General features: G+C 70.0%; 14 protein-coding genes. 9 read left to right on the top strand and 5 right to left on the bottom strand.

All coding sequences use genetic code 11. The features are described from left to right. Nucleotides 1–1,261 precede the first annotated feature (1,261 nt). The 5 genes from ACH4G3_RS11575 to ACH4G3_RS11595 all read left to right on the top strand — a co-directional run bounded on the left by ACH4G3_RS11575 (nt 1,262) and on the right by ACH4G3_RS11595 (nt 6,505). Nucleotides 1,262–2,452, top strand: a complete 1,191-nt coding sequence (locus ACH4G3_RS11575) for a pyridoxal phosphate-dependent aminotransferase (RefSeq protein ID WP_397624265.1) — start codon at nt 1,262–1,264, stop codon at nt 2,450–2,452. A gap of 165 nt (nt 2,453–2,617) precedes the next feature. Beyond that, complete coding sequence (locus ACH4G3_RS11580; protein WP_397624266.1) at nt 2,618–3,196, top strand: hypothetical protein; 579 nt, start codon at nt 2,618–2,620, stop codon at nt 3,194–3,196. 17 nt (nt 3,197–3,213) lie between these two features. Then, nucleotides 3,214–4,491, top strand: coding sequence for a peptidoglycan-binding protein (locus ACH4G3_RS11585; protein ID WP_397624267.1), 1,278 nt, complete (start codon nt 3,214–3,216; stop codon nt 4,489–4,491). Further along, a complete protein-coding gene (locus ACH4G3_RS11590) occupies nt 4,488–5,198 on the top strand; it encodes an ABC transporter ATP-binding protein (protein WP_397624268.1) in 711 nt (236 codons plus the stop codon). Before ACH4G3_RS11585 ends, ACH4G3_RS11590 begins: the two co-directional genes overlap by 4 nt. After that, complete coding sequence (locus tag ACH4G3_RS11595) at nt 5,195–6,505, top strand: ABC transporter permease (protein ID WP_397624269.1); 1,311 nt, start codon at nt 5,195–5,197, stop codon at nt 6,503–6,505. Before ACH4G3_RS11590 ends, ACH4G3_RS11595 begins: the two co-directional genes overlap by 4 nt. A gap of 98 nt (nt 6,506–6,603) precedes the next feature. Here ACH4G3_RS11595 and ACH4G3_RS11600 read toward each other — a convergent pair whose 3' ends face one another. Then, nucleotides 6,604–6,963, bottom strand: coding sequence for an SH3 domain-containing protein (locus tag ACH4G3_RS11600; protein WP_029180621.1), 360 nt, complete (start codon nt 6,961–6,963; stop codon nt 6,604–6,606). 290 nt (nt 6,964–7,253) lie between these two features. Between ACH4G3_RS11600 and ACH4G3_RS11605 the strand changes: the two genes are divergently transcribed. Beyond that, on the top strand, nt 7,254–8,888 hold the full coding sequence (locus tag ACH4G3_RS11605) for a sensor histidine kinase (RefSeq protein WP_397624270.1): 1,635 nt from the start codon (nt 7,254–7,256) through the stop codon (nt 8,886–8,888). 9 nt (nt 8,889–8,897) lie between these two features. Here ACH4G3_RS11605 and ACH4G3_RS11610 read toward each other — a convergent pair whose 3' ends face one another. Together ACH4G3_RS11610 and ACH4G3_RS11615 are read right to left on the bottom strand one after the other, a co-directional pair. Next, entirely contained in the window at nt 8,898–9,617 is a 720-nt protein-coding gene (locus ACH4G3_RS11610) for a response regulator transcription factor (RefSeq protein ID WP_397624271.1), read from the bottom strand. Between the two features lie 237 nt (nt 9,618–9,854). Then, nucleotides 9,855–10,382 (bottom strand): YbjN domain-containing protein, encoded by a 528-nt coding sequence (locus tag ACH4G3_RS11615; RefSeq protein ID WP_010032094.1) that lies wholly within the window; start codon nt 10,380–10,382, stop codon nt 9,855–9,857. A 162-nt stretch (nt 10,383–10,544) separates the two neighbouring features. On the opposite strand from ACH4G3_RS11615, the gene ACH4G3_RS11620 reads away from it, so the two are divergent. Continuing rightward, nucleotides 10,545–11,018 carry a hypothetical protein gene (locus tag ACH4G3_RS11620; protein ID WP_397624272.1) on the top strand — a complete coding sequence of 158 codons (474 nt, stop codon included), beginning with the start codon at nt 10,545–10,547 and terminating at the stop codon, nt 11,016–11,018. A gap of 9 nt (nt 11,019–11,027) precedes the next feature. Here the strand turns inward: ACH4G3_RS11620 and clpB are convergent, their stop codons facing one another. After that, nucleotides 11,028–13,625, bottom strand: coding sequence for an ATP-dependent chaperone ClpB (gene clpB / locus ACH4G3_RS11625; protein ID WP_397624273.1), 2,598 nt, complete (start codon nt 13,623–13,625; stop codon nt 11,028–11,030). A gap of 103 nt (nt 13,626–13,728) precedes the next feature. Between clpB and ACH4G3_RS11630 the strand changes: the two genes are divergently transcribed. Then, nucleotides 13,729–14,145 carry a pyridoxamine 5'-phosphate oxidase family protein gene (locus tag ACH4G3_RS11630; RefSeq protein WP_397624274.1) on the top strand — a complete coding sequence of 139 codons (417 nt, stop codon included), beginning with the start codon at nt 13,729–13,731 and terminating at the stop codon, nt 14,143–14,145. Nucleotides 14,146–14,348: 203 nt separating this feature from the next. Here ACH4G3_RS11630 and ACH4G3_RS11635 read toward each other — a convergent pair whose 3' ends face one another. Continuing rightward, a complete protein-coding gene (locus tag ACH4G3_RS11635; protein ID WP_020269590.1) occupies nt 14,349–14,684 on the bottom strand; it encodes a Rieske (2Fe-2S) protein in 336 nt (111 codons plus the stop codon). A gap of 301 nt (nt 14,685–14,985) precedes the next feature. Here ACH4G3_RS11635 and ACH4G3_RS11640 point away from each other — a divergent pair, with 301 nt between their 5' ends. Next, nucleotides 14,986–15,996 carry a helix-turn-helix transcriptional regulator gene (locus ACH4G3_RS11640; protein ID WP_397624275.1) on the top strand — a complete coding sequence of 337 codons (1,011 nt, stop codon included), beginning with the start codon at nt 14,986–14,988 and terminating at the stop codon, nt 15,994–15,996. The last annotated feature ends 17 nt before the right edge of the window (nt 15,997–16,013 follow it).

Genomic DNA, 16,013 nt, shown 5'->3' on the forward strand with positions numbered 1-16,013 from the left:
CCACTTTGGCGCGAGCCTCGAAAATCATGGCCCCAACGTCGTGCTTAACCGGGCAGGTCCACTGCCTGCCCGACGCGCCGAAGCTTACGCGGCCATGATCACTCGCGCCAAAGCCGCTCCACCGCCCTGTGCACTGACCCTCCAGGGCGTTCCTCTTGGATCTCACGACGCCGTTTGACGCACATTAGGCTGCCGAATCGCTTCTCCATTATCTTTTGGGTGACGTGTGCGGCGGGAGCCTTACATATAGGGAAACTCGACGCGGCAAAGTTGCTGCATGGACACTGAAGTTAGGGAGCTATTGACCACACTGACGGCCCCCATCGTGACCGCTGCGATCGGCGCAGCAGGGCTCACGATCCAAGACCGTCGAAAAAGTAGGGACCTCACGCACCGCCATAGGGAGCAGGTAGAGAAAGCCCAGTTGGAAGTTCAGTTCATCACCAATTGGATCCAGGCGAGAAAACTGCTGGAACCGGCGGCTGGCGTTTCTCCCGAGGTAGAGGGGTGGTTGGACCGTTGCTACCAGTCGGCTGAGAAGGTCAGCTCCGCAGTACCCCCGCCGCAGCCAAGTACCCCGATTTTGCGTCGACTGCTCCTGCTGCGGCCTCTCGCTGGACTCGGGGCGAAAACTGTCCGCGTAGCATATTGGGCCTCGTTCATCCTTCTGAACATCGTCGTAATTGCGACTATCTCGACGTTCTTTGCATGGCTGGCACCCGGAGGCGTAGATGAAGGATATGGCGTCCTGGGATTTCTATTCTTTCTCGCGATCTCCGCCATCATCTCTGTCTCTCTTCGACAACTTTGCGTCGTTCTTGACAGGAGCGCGCGGCTCGACCCTAAACGGGCTGAACGGCAGGCACCCCCTCCGCAATCTGCAAATCGCCGCTAGGAGGCAGTGCCAGTAGGTTTCCCGGCCTCGGTAATTCCGCGTTTGGTTCGACGCTAGGGTGTCTCGTTTGGGTCACCGGTTACTGTAGACCTTTCGGATACCGACTGAGCTGGGGCCCTAGGTCCGCCCGTGGACTGCTTGTGTGCGTCATGGATCGGCACGGCAGTGGGGCAGGTACGCCACACGCCACGGACGGCCCAGCCCCCGTCGGGCTGGGCCGTCTGTGGGCCGTCCGAGGGTGGCCAATGACGACAGATGACGACAGTCGACGACAGCCCTCCCTCTGCTCAGAGAGGGCGCCGTGGATGCCGGCGCAGGTGCTCACCCCCGAAGGTGAGTTGAGGAACTCCAGAGCTTCGGCGGAGGATGACCCGCATGACCTCCAGTGCGCGCCCCCTCCTCAACCGCCGGCTCGCCGAGTTCGGGACGACGATCTTCGCCGAGATGTCCGCCCTGGCCCTGAGCACCGGCGCCATCAACCTCGGGCAGGGCTTCCCCGACACCGACGGCCCCGAGGAGGTCAGGGAGGCCGCCGTACGGGCGCTGCGGGACGGCCTCGGCAACCAGTACCCGCCGGGCCCCGGCGTCCCCGAGCTGCGCACCGCGATCGCCGCCCACCAGCAGCGGCGCTACGGCCTGTCCTGCGACCCGGACACGGAGGTCCTGGTCACCGCCGGGGCCACCGAGGCCATCGCCGCCTCGCTGCTGGCCCTGGTGGAGCCGGGCGACGAGGTGATCGCGCTGGAGCCGTACTACGACTCGTACGCGGCGTGCATCGCGATGGCGGGCGGGCGCCGGGTGCCGGTCACGCTCCGACCGCACGGCGGCGGCTTCCGCCTGGACCTCGACGAGCTGCGGGACGCCGTCACCGACCGCACCCGGCTGCTGCTGATCAACACCCCGCACAACCCGACCGGCACGGTCCTCACCCGCGCGGAGCTGGCCGTGATCGCCGAGCTCGCGGTGGAGCGGGACCTGCTGGTGGTGACGGACGAGGTGTACGAGCACCTGGTCTTCGACGACGCCGAGCACGTGCCGCTCGCGACGTTCCCGGGGATGCGCGAGCGTACGGTCACCATCGGGTCGGCCGGCAAGACGTTCTCATTCACCGGCTGGAAGGTCGGCTGGGTGACCGGCACCCAGGAACTCGTGACCGCCGTCCGGACGGCCAAGCAGTACCTGACCTATGTCAGCGCGGGCCCGTTCCAGTACGCGGTCGCCGAGGCGCTGCGCCTGCCGGACTCGTACTTCGACGGCTTCCGCGCCGACCTCCGCCGCAAGCGCGACCTGCTCGGCGACGGCCTGCGCACGGCCGGGTTCGAGGTCTACCAACCCCAGGGCACCTACTTCATCACCACCGACATCACCCCTTTCGGTGAGAAGGACGCCCACCGCTTCTGCCGCGCACTGCCCGAACGCTGCGGCGTCGTCGCCATCCCCAACTCCGTCTTCTACGACGACCCGGCCGCCGGCCGCAGCCAGGTCCGCTTCGCCTTCTGCAAGAGGGACGACGTCCTCCACGAGGCCGCCGCTCGGCTGCGGCGCCTGGCTTCGTGACATCACCCGAGCGGGAGTCGCCGGCGGCCGTGACGTGGCGCCCCGCCCGAACTCGCGCCCGCATGATCGGGTAACAGGTTCTTCAAAGGTTCTTCATCACCTCCGGCCTACGGTCGGGCTGCCCGCCGCGCCCGCGGTCGGGCCCGACAGGAGGCGGGAGAACCGATGAGGACGAACCGGGTGCTGATGGCCGTGGTGACGGCGTCGGTCATGGCGATCACCCTGGCCGGCTGCGGCGGCGAGGGCGACGCTCCGAAGGTCCCCACGGCCGGCGGCGACAACGCGTCCGCGGCGTCCGGCAAGACGGCCGCCCCGGGCGGTGGCGACGACGTGACCGCGTACGTGAACGCCCAGCGCGAGTGGGTGAAGTGCCTGCGGGAGAACGGGGTCGACGCCCCCGACCCGGACGCCAAGGGGCAGGTCGACTTCGGCGACAACGCGGCGCTGAAGAAGGACACGAAGTTCCTGAACGCCTCCGAGAAGTGCGCCTCGCTCGTGGCGGCCGTCCCCGAAAGCCTCGAGAACGCCAACCAGCCCAAGCTCACCCCCCAGCAGATCAAGGTCAAGCGCGACTACGCCGACTGCATGCAGAAGAACGGCGCCCCCGACTTCCCGGACCCCGGCCCCGACGGGACGGCGCAGGGCTCCGAGTGGGACCAGACGTCGGCGGGGGCCAAGCGTGCCGCCCGTGTCTGCGCTCCGATCATCGGTGACCCGGTGGACCGGCCCGAGGGCAAGGGCTGACGATGACGGAGACGGTCATGCAGACCGATCATGAGCGCGGGGCGGCTCCCGCGCCGCCGCCGCGCGGTCGGCGCGGCCGGCGTACGGTCCTGGTGGCCTCGGCTCTGGTCGTCGTGACGGCAGTCGCCGTGGTCGGTGCGCTGGGCCTCGGCGGAGGCGGGGCGGAGGACGGCTCCTCCGCCCCGCCCCGCTCAGGCTCCACCGTCCCGGTCACCCGGTCCACGCTGACCGAACGCACCACGGTGGACGGCCAGTTGGGCTACGGCACCGAGATACCGCTGCCGGTCAAGTCGACGGGCACCGTCACCTGGCTGCCCGTGGAGGGCAGGACGGTGGAGCGCGGCGGCACTCTGCTGCGCGTCGACGACCGGCCGGTGGTGCTGCTGTACGGGACGCTGCCGATGTACCGGGATCTGGGCCTGACCGCGGGCGCCGGACAGGGCACCCGGCAAGACGCCGGGAACGAGGGGGCCGCCCAGGGGGACGCCCAGGGCACGGGTGACCAGGGCGCCCCGGAAGACACCTCCAAGGCCCCGGCTCCCTCCGGATCGCCGACGCCGCCGGGTGGCGCGGGGACAGGAGCGACAGGGAGCACTCTGCGCGGGATGGACGTCCTGCAGTTCGAGAGCAATCTCGCCTCTCTCGGCTACACCGGCTTCACGGTCGACGAGGAGTTCACCGACGCCACCGCCCGCGCGGTCAAGCGCTGGCAGAAATCCCTCGGGCTTCCCCAGACCGGCACGGTCGGCGTCGGGGACGTCGTCTACTCCGCCGGCAAGGTGCGGATCGGCCACGCGGGTGTCCGGCTCGGCTCGGCGGTCACCGAGGAAGTCCTCACGTACACCGGTACGTCCCGGAAGGTCGTCGTCAACGCCTCGGCGGCGGAGGACTCCTGGGCCGTGCGCGGCGCCGCCGTCACGATCGGGCTGCCCGACGGGAAGTCGGTGAAGGGCGAGGTGGCCTCGGTGGGGAAGAAGGCGACCGCCCCCGAGGAGGGAGGCGGGGAGGGCGGCTCCGGGGCGGCGACGGTTCCGGTGACCATCACCATCAAGGACCAGAAAGCTGTGGGAAGGCTGGAGAGCGCGCCGGTCACCGTCGAGTACGTGGGACGGGAACGGGCGGACGTCCTCACCGTCCCGGTCGCCGCGCTGGTCGCCCTTGCCGAGGGCGGCCACGGCCTGGAGACCGCGGACGGCCGGTTCGTCGCGGTGAAGACCGGGCTCTTCGCGGACGGCCGGGTGGAAGTGAGCGGCAGCGCGGTTCGCGAGGGCATGAAGGTGAGGATCCCCGAGTGAGCGGAGCGTCGGCGGTCGTGGAGTTCGACGCGGTCTCCAAGACGTATCCCGGTGGTGTGGCGGCGGTACGGGACGTGACCTTACGCATCGGGCGCGGCGAACTCGTCGCGGTCGTCGGCCCGTCGGGCTCGGGCAAGTCCAGCATGCTGAACCTCATGGGCAGCCTCGACCGGCCCTCCGCCGGGCGGGTGCTGGTCGACGGCCATGACGTGGCGAAGCTGACGGACCGTGAGGTGTCGGCGCTGCGGGCCACCCGGATCGGCTTCGTCTTCCAGCAGTTCCATCTGGCGGTAGGGGTTCCGGTCCTGGACTCCGTGGCCGACGGGCTGCTGTACGCCGGGGTACCGCTGCGCCGCCGCCGGGCCAGGGCGGCGGTGGCGCTGGAACGGGTCGGCCTCAGCCACCGCGTCCACCACCTCCCGCACCAGCTGTCCGGCGGCGAGCGCCAGCGGGTGGCGGTGGCCCGGGCGGTGATCGGCGAACCGGCGGTCCTGCTGGCGGACGAGCCGACCGGCAACCTGGACTCCGCTTCCGGGGAGGCCGTACTCGGTCTGCTGCGCGAGCTGCACGCCGCCGGGACCACGGTCGTGATCATCACCCACGACCGGGAGATCGCGGCCGGGCTGCCCCGCCGTATCGAGATGCGCGACGGCCGCGTGGTGGCGGACACCACGGCCGCGGACGCAGCGAGCGAGGCGCTCCGATGACCGACGGTACGACGAACGGCCTCCCCATGGACGACGCCCCACCCACCCTGCCGTCCGGCCGCCGCAGGAACACCGGACGTGGCCGCGGACGGGCGAGCGGTGCCGCCGGCGGCGCGGACGGCGGGCTGCGGGCCGCCCGCCTCGGTCCCCAGGACATCGTGCGGCTCGGCGGGACCGGGCTGCGGACTCGTCCCCTGCGGGTCTTCCTCTCCGCGCTCGGGATCGCGATCGGCGTCGCCGCCATGATCGCGGTGGTCGGCATCTCCGGCTCCGGCCGGTCGGAGGTGGACCGCCGGCTCGACGCGCTCGGCACCAACCTGCTGCGGGTCGCCCCCGGCGACGCGCTCGACGGCACCGAGGCCAAGCTGCCCCACGAGGCCGTCGCGATGATCGGCCGCGTCCCGCCCGTGCAGCAGGTCGCCGCCACCGGCGCGACCGCCGCACACATCTACCGCAATGAGCACATCGCCATCGGCCGCACCGGCTCCCTCGAGGTCCTCGCGGCCGACCGGGACCTGCTGCCGGCGGTCGGCGGCCACGTTCGCCGAGGCCGCTGGCTGGATTCCGCGACCGAGAAGTACCCGGCGGTCGTGCTCGGCTCCACGGCCGCGGGGCGGCTCGACGTGTACACGCCGGGGACCCGGGTCTGGCTCGGCGGCCGCTGGTTCTCCCTCGTCGGCGTCCTCGATCCCGTACCGCTCGCGCCGGAGCTCGACAGCGCGGCGTTGGTCGGCTGGCCGGCGGCCCGGACGTATCTGCGCTTCGACGGCCATCCGTCCACGGTCTACGTCCGTGCCGAGGACAGCCAGGTCGCGGAGGTACGGGCCGTGCTGCCGGCCACGGCGTACCCGGAGAAGCCGGGCCAGGTCCGCATCTCCCGGCCCTCCGACGCGCTCGCCGCTCGCGAGGCCACCGAGTCGGCGCTGACCGGGCTGCTGCTCGGCCTCGGTGGTGTGGCCCTGCTCGTCGGTGGCGTGGGGGTCGGCAACACGATGGTCATCTCGGTCCTGGAGCGGCGCCCGGAGATCGGTCTGCGCCGGGCGCTGGGGGCGACCCGTGGCCAGATCAGGACCCAGTTCGTCACGGAGTCGCTGCTGCTGTCGCTCATCGGCGGCCTCGGGGGGACGGTGCTGGGGACCGCGATCACGGCGGCCTACGCCCTCAGCCGCGACTGGCCGACGGTCGTCCCGGTGTGGGCGAGTGCGGCGGGGATCGGCTGCACCCTCGTCATCGGCATGATCGCCGGACTGTATCCGGCGGTACGGGCGAGCCGGCTGTCACCCACGGAGGCCCTGTCCGGCTCCTGAGCGGCCCGCCCGTCGTACGGTCAGGGGCGGCCTCGGTGAGACCGCCCCTGACGCACTATGAGTCGCTCAGCCCTCCCGCGGGAGTGCCGGCGGGCGTACTAGAAGCCGCAGTAAGTGAGGCTGCCGCCGTCGCTCAGCAGGTCGTCGCGGACCCAGCCGGTCGTACCGGTGGTGTCGTTCCGGAGGTACGTCCAGGTCTCACTGGTGTTCCCGATGCGCGTGTAGCAGTGGTAGTCGAGGTTGTGGGTGTTGTAGGCGATGCCGAGGATGGCGCAGCCGGTGCTGGAGCCGCTTCTCTGGTTGGCGCCGTTGGCCGTCCTGTCCCAGGAGCTGCTGTCCATGTCGGAGGCGGTCCTGCCGCAGGACGCGGCTGCGGAAGCCGGGGTGGAGAGGGCGAGCGGGACGGCCATGGCCACCGCCGCAAGGGCAGGTACGACAGCCGCGAGTCGACGCTTCATTTCTGTACCCCCACGAATCCTTTTTCTGTTGGGACTGCTTCCCCGGGCACCGATTGGCACCTGAGCAAAACAGCCACCACTGCATCAATCGGTGTGCAAGTGGCGTCAGTACAATCGCAGTCACAAAAATCCTGAAGAAATCATTCCGCCCACAACTGTCCAGATTTTGTCGACGGGGGACCGAAAATGCCACGAGCGAAAATGCGCCGCTCCAACGTCTTTTTGGCCCAGGACGCCCCCTTGACGAGCATCCGACGCCCGCACCTCACCACTCCCGGTGGTGGCACGCGATGAGCTTCCGGCTCCGGGTACTCGGCCTGCTGATGCTGGTCGCGATGGCCGCAACCGCCGCCACCGCCTGGCTGACCCTGCGTCAGGCGAACCGCCAGGTCCAGGAGAGTGTCACCGCGGGACGGCAGGAGGTCTCCCGGATCACCGGCGAACTCCGCGCGTACGGGGTCGCGCACGGCACCTGGGAGGGCCTCTCACCGACGGTGAGCCGCCTGGCCGAGGACACCGGCCAGCGCATCCGGGTCGCCACCGAGAACGACGTCCTGCTCGCCGATTCCGACGCGCTCCAGGGCCGTGCCCCCCGCCCGGTGAGCAGCCAGCCGCCGGTGCTGGTCGACCCGCGTCCCCTCCTGCGGATCCCCGCGGGTCAGATACCGCGGACCTCGATGAAGCGGACGGCGACGGCGATCGCGCAGTACCGCGCCGAAGCGGCGTACGCGGCCTGTCTGACCCGGGCGGGGGCCAAGGTGACGGCCCGGCCGGACGACACCGGCGTGCCGCGGATCCGCACAGAGCACCGGCCGGAACAGTGCGAGGAGCCGACAGGCGAACCTGACCCGCGGACCTCGCAGGACCTCCAGGCGATCAGGACATGCGAGTCCGAGCGGCAGTTCACCACTTGCCTGCAGCGGGTGTTCAACGAGCGCGTGGGCTCCGCCGCCCCGCCACGCCTGGAGGTCCGCCTCGGCGTCCGGGACGAGTCCCCGCCCACCCTGGCCGCAGCGCCCACGGTGGCCGTCGCCGGGGGCGTCGCCCTCGCCGCCGTGATCGGCGCCCTGCTCCTGAGCCGGGCCGTGCTGCGCCCGGTCCGTGCCATGACCCTGGCCGCCGGAGGGCTGGGCGAGGGCGACCTGGGGCGGCGGGTCCCCGTCTCCGGCCGGGACGAGATCGCCCAACTCGGCCGTGCCTTCAACCGGATGGCGGACTCCATACAGGCCGGCGAGGAACGCCAGCGCCGCCTCACCGGTGACATCGCCCACGAGCTGCGCACCCCGCTGGCCAATCTGCGCGGCTACCTGGAGGCCCTGCGGGACGGGATCGTCGAACCGACCCCCGAGCTGCTCGATTCCCTCCACGAGGAGGCACTGCTGCAGCAGCGGATCGTGGACGACCTGCAGGACCTCGCGCTGGCCGAGGCCGGTGCACTCACCTACCACCGCGCGCGCGTCGACCTGCGCGAGCTCCTCGAAGCCGCCGGCACGGCCCACCGCGCCCAGGCCGACGCGGCGGGTGTCGCGCTGAGGCTGGAGGCGCCGCAGCCTGTGTACGTCATCGCCGACGCCGACCGTCTGCGTCAGGTCGTCGGCAATCTGGTCGGCAACGCCCTGAGGGCCACGGCACCGGGCGGCACGGTGACACTCGCCCTGGTCCGGAGCGGCGATCTTGCGATCATTCAGGTGCGGGACACCGGCAAGGGCATACCCGCCGAGGACCTGCCGCATCTCTTCAACCGCTTCTGGCGGGCGGACGCGGCACGGGGCCGCGCCACCGGAGGGAGTGGCCTGGGGCTGTCCATCGCCCGCCAGATCGTGACCGATCACCAGGGGACGATCGACGTGGAGAGCGCCGTCGGAGTCGGCACCACCTTCACCGTCGCGCTCTCCACGGCCCGGCCGCGGGCCGACGCCGGCTGATCAACCCGGTCAGGTTCCCGGGAGCGCTTGGGTGGGGGCCGAGCTGTCCAGCAGGCGGTACCCCCGGCCGTACACGGTCTCCAGATGGCGTGGCCGGGCCGGGTCGTCCCCCAGCTTCCGGCGCAGGTTGCGCACATGGGCGTCCACCGTGCGCTCGAGTACCTCGCTGTCGAAGCCGAAGGCACTCTCGATGATCTGGGCCCGGGTGAACACCCGACCCGGCTTGCGGGCCAGAGCCTCCAGGATGGAGAACTCCTTGGAGGTCAGCGCGACCGGACGGCCCGCCACCCGGACCTCGAAGCGGCCGGTGTCCAGTTCGACCGCGCCGACCCGCAGCACCTCGCTCCCGGCCGCGCCGCCTTTCCTGGAGCGCCGCAGCAGCGCCCGTACCCGCGCGGTGAGTTCGCGGGGACTGTAGGGCTTGGTGAGGTAGTCGTCGGCCCCCAGATCGAGGCCGAGGAGCATGTCCTCCTCGGTGCTGCGGGCGGTCAGCAGCAGAATCGGTACCTCTGAGCCTTCGGCACGCAGAATGCGGCATACGTCGAGGCCGTCGACGAGCGGCAGCATCACGTCGAGAACGATGAGATCCAGCCCCGTCGAACGCGCCCGTTCCAGCGCCGCCCTGCCGTCGGCCACGACCTGCACCGCGTTGCCTTCCCGTTCCAGATAAATCCGGATGAGACGAGATTGTTTTTCGTCATCTTCGGCGACCAGGATGCGCGCGCTCAACGATTCTCCTCAGCGAGGCCCAGCACGATTCCATCACCGTTGATACCAACGCACCCCCGGAATTCCCACCTCCGGGAACTCCCGGTTCCGTGGACTGCCTCGTGAGCCGGCCGGGACGAGCGCGCCGGTCGGCGATCTCGTGGCAGATGCGCTCCTGTCCGAAAAAGGCATACGGCGCGTACAGCACGTACCTTCTCGTACGCGCCGACGCGCCGCTGGGGCGGAGGCCTGCCGGTCCTACTCCTCGTCCTCGGGCTTCTCCGCCTCGTTGATCTCCTCCTCGAGACCGAGCTGCTCGATGAGCCACTTGTCGAACTCGATCGCGGCCCGCACCCAGCTGACCGTCGAGGAGACGAAGTGCTCCAGGCTCACGCCCATGCCGATCAGCATCTGGGCCTCGCCGATCAGGCGGACCGTGCCGTCGTCGTGGGTGTGGCTGTAGACCTTGGGCCACAGGGTGCGGCGGTTCCAGTCGTCGATGGACTCCAGGATCTGCGGCTTGGCCTCGATCTCGTGGGGCCGGTCGTAGAACGTCCGCACGGAGAAGACCTGCTGGTCTCCCTCACCCCGGAACATGAAGTAGGTGCGGAACTGCTCCCACGGCGCCGCGAGGTCTCCCTCGTCGTCGACGACGTACTTGAGCTCCATCTGGTCGAGGAGCTGCTTCACGAGGTCCTGATCCGGGACGACGGGGCCCGCCGGTCCTTGCGGCTGCGGCTCGGGCTGGCCCCCGAAGTTCGGAATCGAGGACGGGTCGATGGTCACCGTGAATTTCCCTTCGTACGGATCCCGCCATCCTCCCCCATGCGGGGAGGGGGGTGGCAAGCCCCGACTACCCCGCTAAGCCCATGGCTGACACGATCCGGTCAACCGCAACCTCCAGGTGCCGCACGCCGTCCTCCTGAATGACGGACGGAGGGGGCCACGGTGGCGGAAGCGGGCAGGGGTCACACGCGGTGGCGGCTGATCCTGCCCGTCCTGGCCGTGCCGGTGCTCGTCCTCGGGTTCCTGATCGTCGGCCTCTTCGCCTGGGCCCTATCGGACGAGGAGACCCCGCGCGCCGGGGCCGTGAAGAAGGTGCCCTGCGCCGAGGCGCTGGCCTTCGGCGGTGCCTCGGCCCCGGCGCACGCCCACGTCGGGAACTGCACCGTGCAGCAGGGCATCGACACCGCGTACGCGGCGGTGCTGCGGATGCCGCGCGAGGACGTGCGCGACTGGCTGCGCGAGACGTACCCGAACGCGCCCGAGGCCCGCTCGGACGCCTCCTGCGGGGCGCTCTGCCTCGACGTGAGCCACGAGGACGGCCTGCCCGCCGCGGCCGGGGCGCACGTGGTGCAGGTGCGGGTGGAGTACGAGAACGCCGAGACGGCGCGGGTGCGCTTCTCGGCGTTCACGATGTGATCGACGGCCCTACAGCGTCTTGGCCGCCGCCGGACCCACCAGCAGTTCGTCGCCGAAGCGGTCCACCCGGACCGTGTCGCCGTCCTTGATCTCGCCGGAGAGGATCTCCTTGGCGAGCCGGTCGCCGATGGCGGACTGGACGAGGCGGCGCAGCGGGCGGGCGCCGTACGCCGGGTCCATGCCCTCCTCGGCGAGCCAGGCCAGGGCCTCGGGCGTGATGTCCAGGGTGAGGCGCCGCTCGGCGAGCCGCTTGGCCAGGCGCTCGATCTGGAGCTTCGCGATGCGCTCCAGCTCGGGCTTGGTCAGGGCGGCGAAGACGACCAGGTCGTCCAGGCGGTTGAGGAACTCCGGCTTGAAGGAGGTCCGCACCACCTCGAGGACCTGCTCCTTCTTCTCCTCCTCGCTGGTGATCGGATCGACCAGGAACTGGCTGCCCAGGTTCGACGTCAGGACGAGGATCGTGTTGCGGAAGTCGACCGTGCGGCCCTGGCCGTCCGTGAGACGGCCGTCGTCGAGCACCTGGAGCAGGATGTCGAAGACCTCGGGGTGGGCCTTCTCGACCTCGTCCAGCAGGACGACGGAGTACGGACGGCGGCGCACCGCCTCCGTGAGCTGGCCGCCCTCCTCGTAGCCGACGTATCCGGGCGGGGCGCCGACCAGCCGGGCCACGCTGTGCTTCTCGCTGTACTCCGACATGTCGATGCGGACCATCGCCCGCTCGTCGTCGAAGAGGAAGTCGGCGAGGGCCTTGGCCAGCTCGGTCTTGCCGACACCGGTCGGGCCGAGGAAGAGGAAGGAGCCGGTGGGGCGGTCGGGGTCGGAGATCCCGGCGCGGGACCGCCGCACGGCGTCGGACACCGCCCGCACGGCCTCGGTCTGGCCGATGAGCCGCTTGCCGAGCTCGTCCTCCATGCGCAGCAGCTTCTGCGTCTCGCCCTCCAGCAGACGCCCGGCGGGGATGCCGGTCCAGGAGGCGACGACGTCGGCGATGTCGTCCGCGCCGACCTCCTCCTTGACCATGGTGTCCCTGGCAACCTCCTCCTCGGCCTCGGAGGCGGCCTCCAGTTCCTTCTCCAGGGCGGGGATCTCGCCGTAGAGCAGCTTGGAGGCGGTGTCGAAGTCGCCGTCGCGCTGGGCTCGCTCGGCCTGGCCGCGCAGTTCGTCGAGGCGTTCCTTCAGCTCGCCGACGCGGTTGAGGGACTGCTTCTCCTTCTCCCAGCGGGCGGTCAGTCCGCGCAGCTCCTCCTCCTTGTCGGCGAGGTCGCGGCGCAGCTTCTCCAGGCGCTCGCGGGAGGCCGCGTCGGTCTCCTTGCCGATCGCGAGCTCCTCCATCTTCAGCCGGTCGACGGCGCGCTGGAGCTCGTCGATCTCGACGGGGGACGAGTCGATCTCCATCCGCAGCCGCGAGGCCGCCTCGTCGACGAGGTCGATGGCCTTGTCGGGCAGGAAGCGGGAGGTGATGTACCGGTCGGAGAGGGCGGCGGCCGCGACCAGCGCGCTGTCGGCGATCTGCACCTTGTGGTGGGCCTCGTACCGTCCCTTGAGGCCGCGCAGGATCGCGATGGAGTCCTCGACGCTCGGCTCGGCGACCAGCACCTGCTGGAAGCGCCGCTCCAGGGCGGCGTCCTTCTCGATCCGCTCCCGGTACTCGTCCAGTGTGGTGGCACCGACCATGCGCAGCTCACCGCGGGCGAGCATGGGCTTGAGCATGTTGCCCGCGTCCATGGCGGAGTCGCCGCCGGCACCGGCCCCCACGACGGTGTGCAGCTCGTCGATGAAGGTGATGATCTGCCCGTCGGAGTCCTTGATCTCGGCGAGGACGGTCTTCAGCCGCTCCTCGAACTCGCCGCGGTACTTGGCCCCGGCGACCATGGCGCCCAGATCGAGCGCGACGAGCCGCTTGTCCTTGAGGGACTCGGGCACGTCCCCCTTGACGATCCGCTGGGCGAGCCCCTCGACGACGGCGGTCTTGCCGACGCCGGGCTCGCCGATGAGCACGGGGTTGTTCTTGGTGCGCCGGGACAGCACCTGCACCACGCGCCGGATCTCCTGGTCCCGCCCGATGACGGGGTCGAGCTTTCCTTCCCGCGCGGCGGCGGTGAAGTCGGTCCCGAACTTCTCCAGGGCCTTGTACTGCCCCTCGGGGTCGGCCGTGGTCACGCGCCGCTGTCCCCGCGCCTTCTGGAAGGCGTCCTGGAGCTTCCTGGCGTCGGCGCCCTGCTGGGACAGCACCTCGCCGGCCGCGCCGCCCTTCGCGGCGATGCCGATGAGGAGGTGCTCCGTGGAGAGGTACTCGTCCCCGAGGTCCTTGGCGCGGGCCTGCGCGTCGGCGACGACGGCGAGCATCTCGCGGTTGGGCTGGGGCGGCGCCACGGTGGAACCGGTCACGCTGGGCAGCCCGGCGAGTACGCGCTCGGCTCCGGCGCGTACGGCCGCCTGGTCGACGTCGACCGCGGCGAGCAGATCGGTGATGTTCTCGTTGTCCTGCCCCTGGAGCAGCGCGAGGAGCAGGTGGGCTGGGGTGAGGTCGGGGTGGCCCTCGGTCACGGCCCTGTTGCTGGCCGCGTTGATGGCGTCCCGGCTCCGGTTGGTCAGCTCGGCGTCCACGTTCGCGTTCTCCTCCTTGCACTGACCCGAACGACTTGCACAAAGTTGAGTCTAGTCCACTCAAGGCAGGTTCGGGGAGCAGACAGGGGTTAAGTTCCGGGGCATGGCGACCAAGTACTCCGTCGATCCGGGTGCCCCGGACCCGCCGTATCTCGCCTTCTGGCGGGAGCGGCATGTGTGCACCCTGACGACTCCCCGCCCGGACGGCACTCCGCACGTGGTACCCGTCGGGGTCACATACGATCCCGAGGCCCGGCTCGCTCGGGTGATCACGAACAAGGCGAGCGCCAAGGTGCGGCACGTGCTGGCCGCCGGGAAGCAGGGAGCGGCGGTCGCCGTCTGCCAGATGGAGGGCCGGCGCTGGGCGACCCTGGAGGGCCGGGCCTTCGTCCGCACGGAACCGGAGCGGGTGGCGGAGGCGGAGCGCCGTTACGCGGAACGCTACGGACGGACGCCCTCACCCAATCCCGCACGCGTGGTGATCGAGATACGGCTGACGCGAGCGATGGGGCGAGGGTGAGGGTGACCGTGAGGGAACGGTCGACCGGGAAGTTGATCGAAGTGAAAATCCACACCGATGATCGATTGGATCCGGCCACCGCGCGACTCGGGTGATACCCGGAAATGTCCCCAGAAACTGCAGCGGCGTCACCGTGTTCAGGTCACGGTGACGCCGCTGCGGGGGGAAGCACCTGAGCGATCTGTTACGACGGGGGAATCGCGTCAGGCACTGCGGGGGGTGGCAGAGATGGTCCTCGGGACGGGAGAGTCGGCTTCCACCTGCTCGTGGTCCCTTTGGTCCAGGTTCACAAAGATCATTCCGTACCGTACGGCACACCGCACGGGCTGCGGCGCCCCCCGAGGCCGCCGCAGACACCGGTAAGCCCGTACGTCCTCGTCCTCGTCCCGCGTGACGACCACCGGCTCGCCGAACACGGTCACCATCAACGAGTCGCCGCTGTGGGGGATGGCGGTGACCAGGTCGATGAAGTGCCAGCCGGAGCGATAGGCGGTTGCCATTTCGCGGCGGAAGGAGCGGTCGTCGGGTGGAGTTGTCACGGTCAGCTCCCGGCTTCCGCTGCCCCGGAGCTCGGCCAACTGCTGTTCTCCGTGCCACTGGTGTTCACGGCAACGGACGGCCAGCTGCTGTTCGCCCGAATATCACCCTTCGCATCGGAGGAGCCACTCAGCGCGCCGAGGGCTACAACGGCGGAGAAGGCGGCGACAAGCACCGAGCGAAGCATTCTGTTACGCATAGTCGGCTTCGTCCTCACTTGAAGGTCCCCTTTTCCCCCGTCAGGTACGACGATGGCTCATTCGGGCACGTCATGGCCACAGAATCAATGCATCATGTTCCTGCATGTTCAGGACCCTGGGGGGTGGAGATTTGGCATCGAATCGGACTAAGGCGACACATCCCCATGCGATGACCGAGTGGTGCGATGAGAGCGGCCGTCTGTATGCCGCCGCATTGCGCGCCGGACGCATCGCCCGTGCGGATGTGGAGCCCGCCCCCTGCCTGGTGGAGTTCGCCTTGCTCCACCCGGATCCGGACGACCCGGAATGGCTGCGGCCGGTGCCCCCGGCGGTCGCTCTGTCCCGGCAGCTCAATCCGCTGGAACAGGAGATCGCCGAGCGCCGGCGCCTGGCGACCGGCCTTGCCGAGACCTTTGAGCCGTTCATGGCCCTCGGCACCCAGCTCGCCGCGACCAGTGACGCCATCACCGTGCTGGAAGGCGGCGAGCGGATCAACGCGGCGCTCAACATGGCGACGGCCCAGTGCCAGCAGGAAATGCTCACGGTCCAGCCGAGCGACCGGATGTCCGAACGCAGCCTGTTGCGCGGGCTGGAGCGGGACAGGCCGCTGATCGAACGTGGAGTGCGAATCCGGACCCTGTACCAGCACACCGCCCGCTACAACCCGGAGCAGCTGGCGTACGCCGCCCAGCTCTCCAACGGCAAGGCGGAGTACCGCACCATCGACGAACTCGTCGAGCGCCTGATCATCTGCGACGAGTCCGTCGCTTTCATTCCCGCCCGTGACGATCAGCAGGTCGCCCTGGAGCTGCGCCACCCCGGCCTGGTCCGCTACCTCATGAAGCTCTTCGAGTATCTGTGGGACCGCTCCGTGCCGCTGAGCACGGGCACCCCGTACGAGACCGCACGCGACGGCATCACGGAGATCCAGTACTCGATCGCCAAGCTCCTGGTCGAGGGCCACGTCGACGAGGCCATCGCACGCCGCCTCGGCATGAACGTCCGTACCTGCCGGGCCCACATAGCCAAGCTCGCGTCTGCCCTGGGCAGTGGCAGCCGGGCCCAGTTGGGCTATCTCATCGCGCAGTCCGGCATCCTGAACCAGGAGCAATGAGGCCGGTCACCACGCAG

It is taken from the genome of Streptomyces afghaniensis (assembly GCF_044327915.1).
Lineage (GTDB): Bacteria > Actinomycetota > Actinomycetes > Streptomycetales > Streptomycetaceae > Streptomyces > Streptomyces afghaniensis.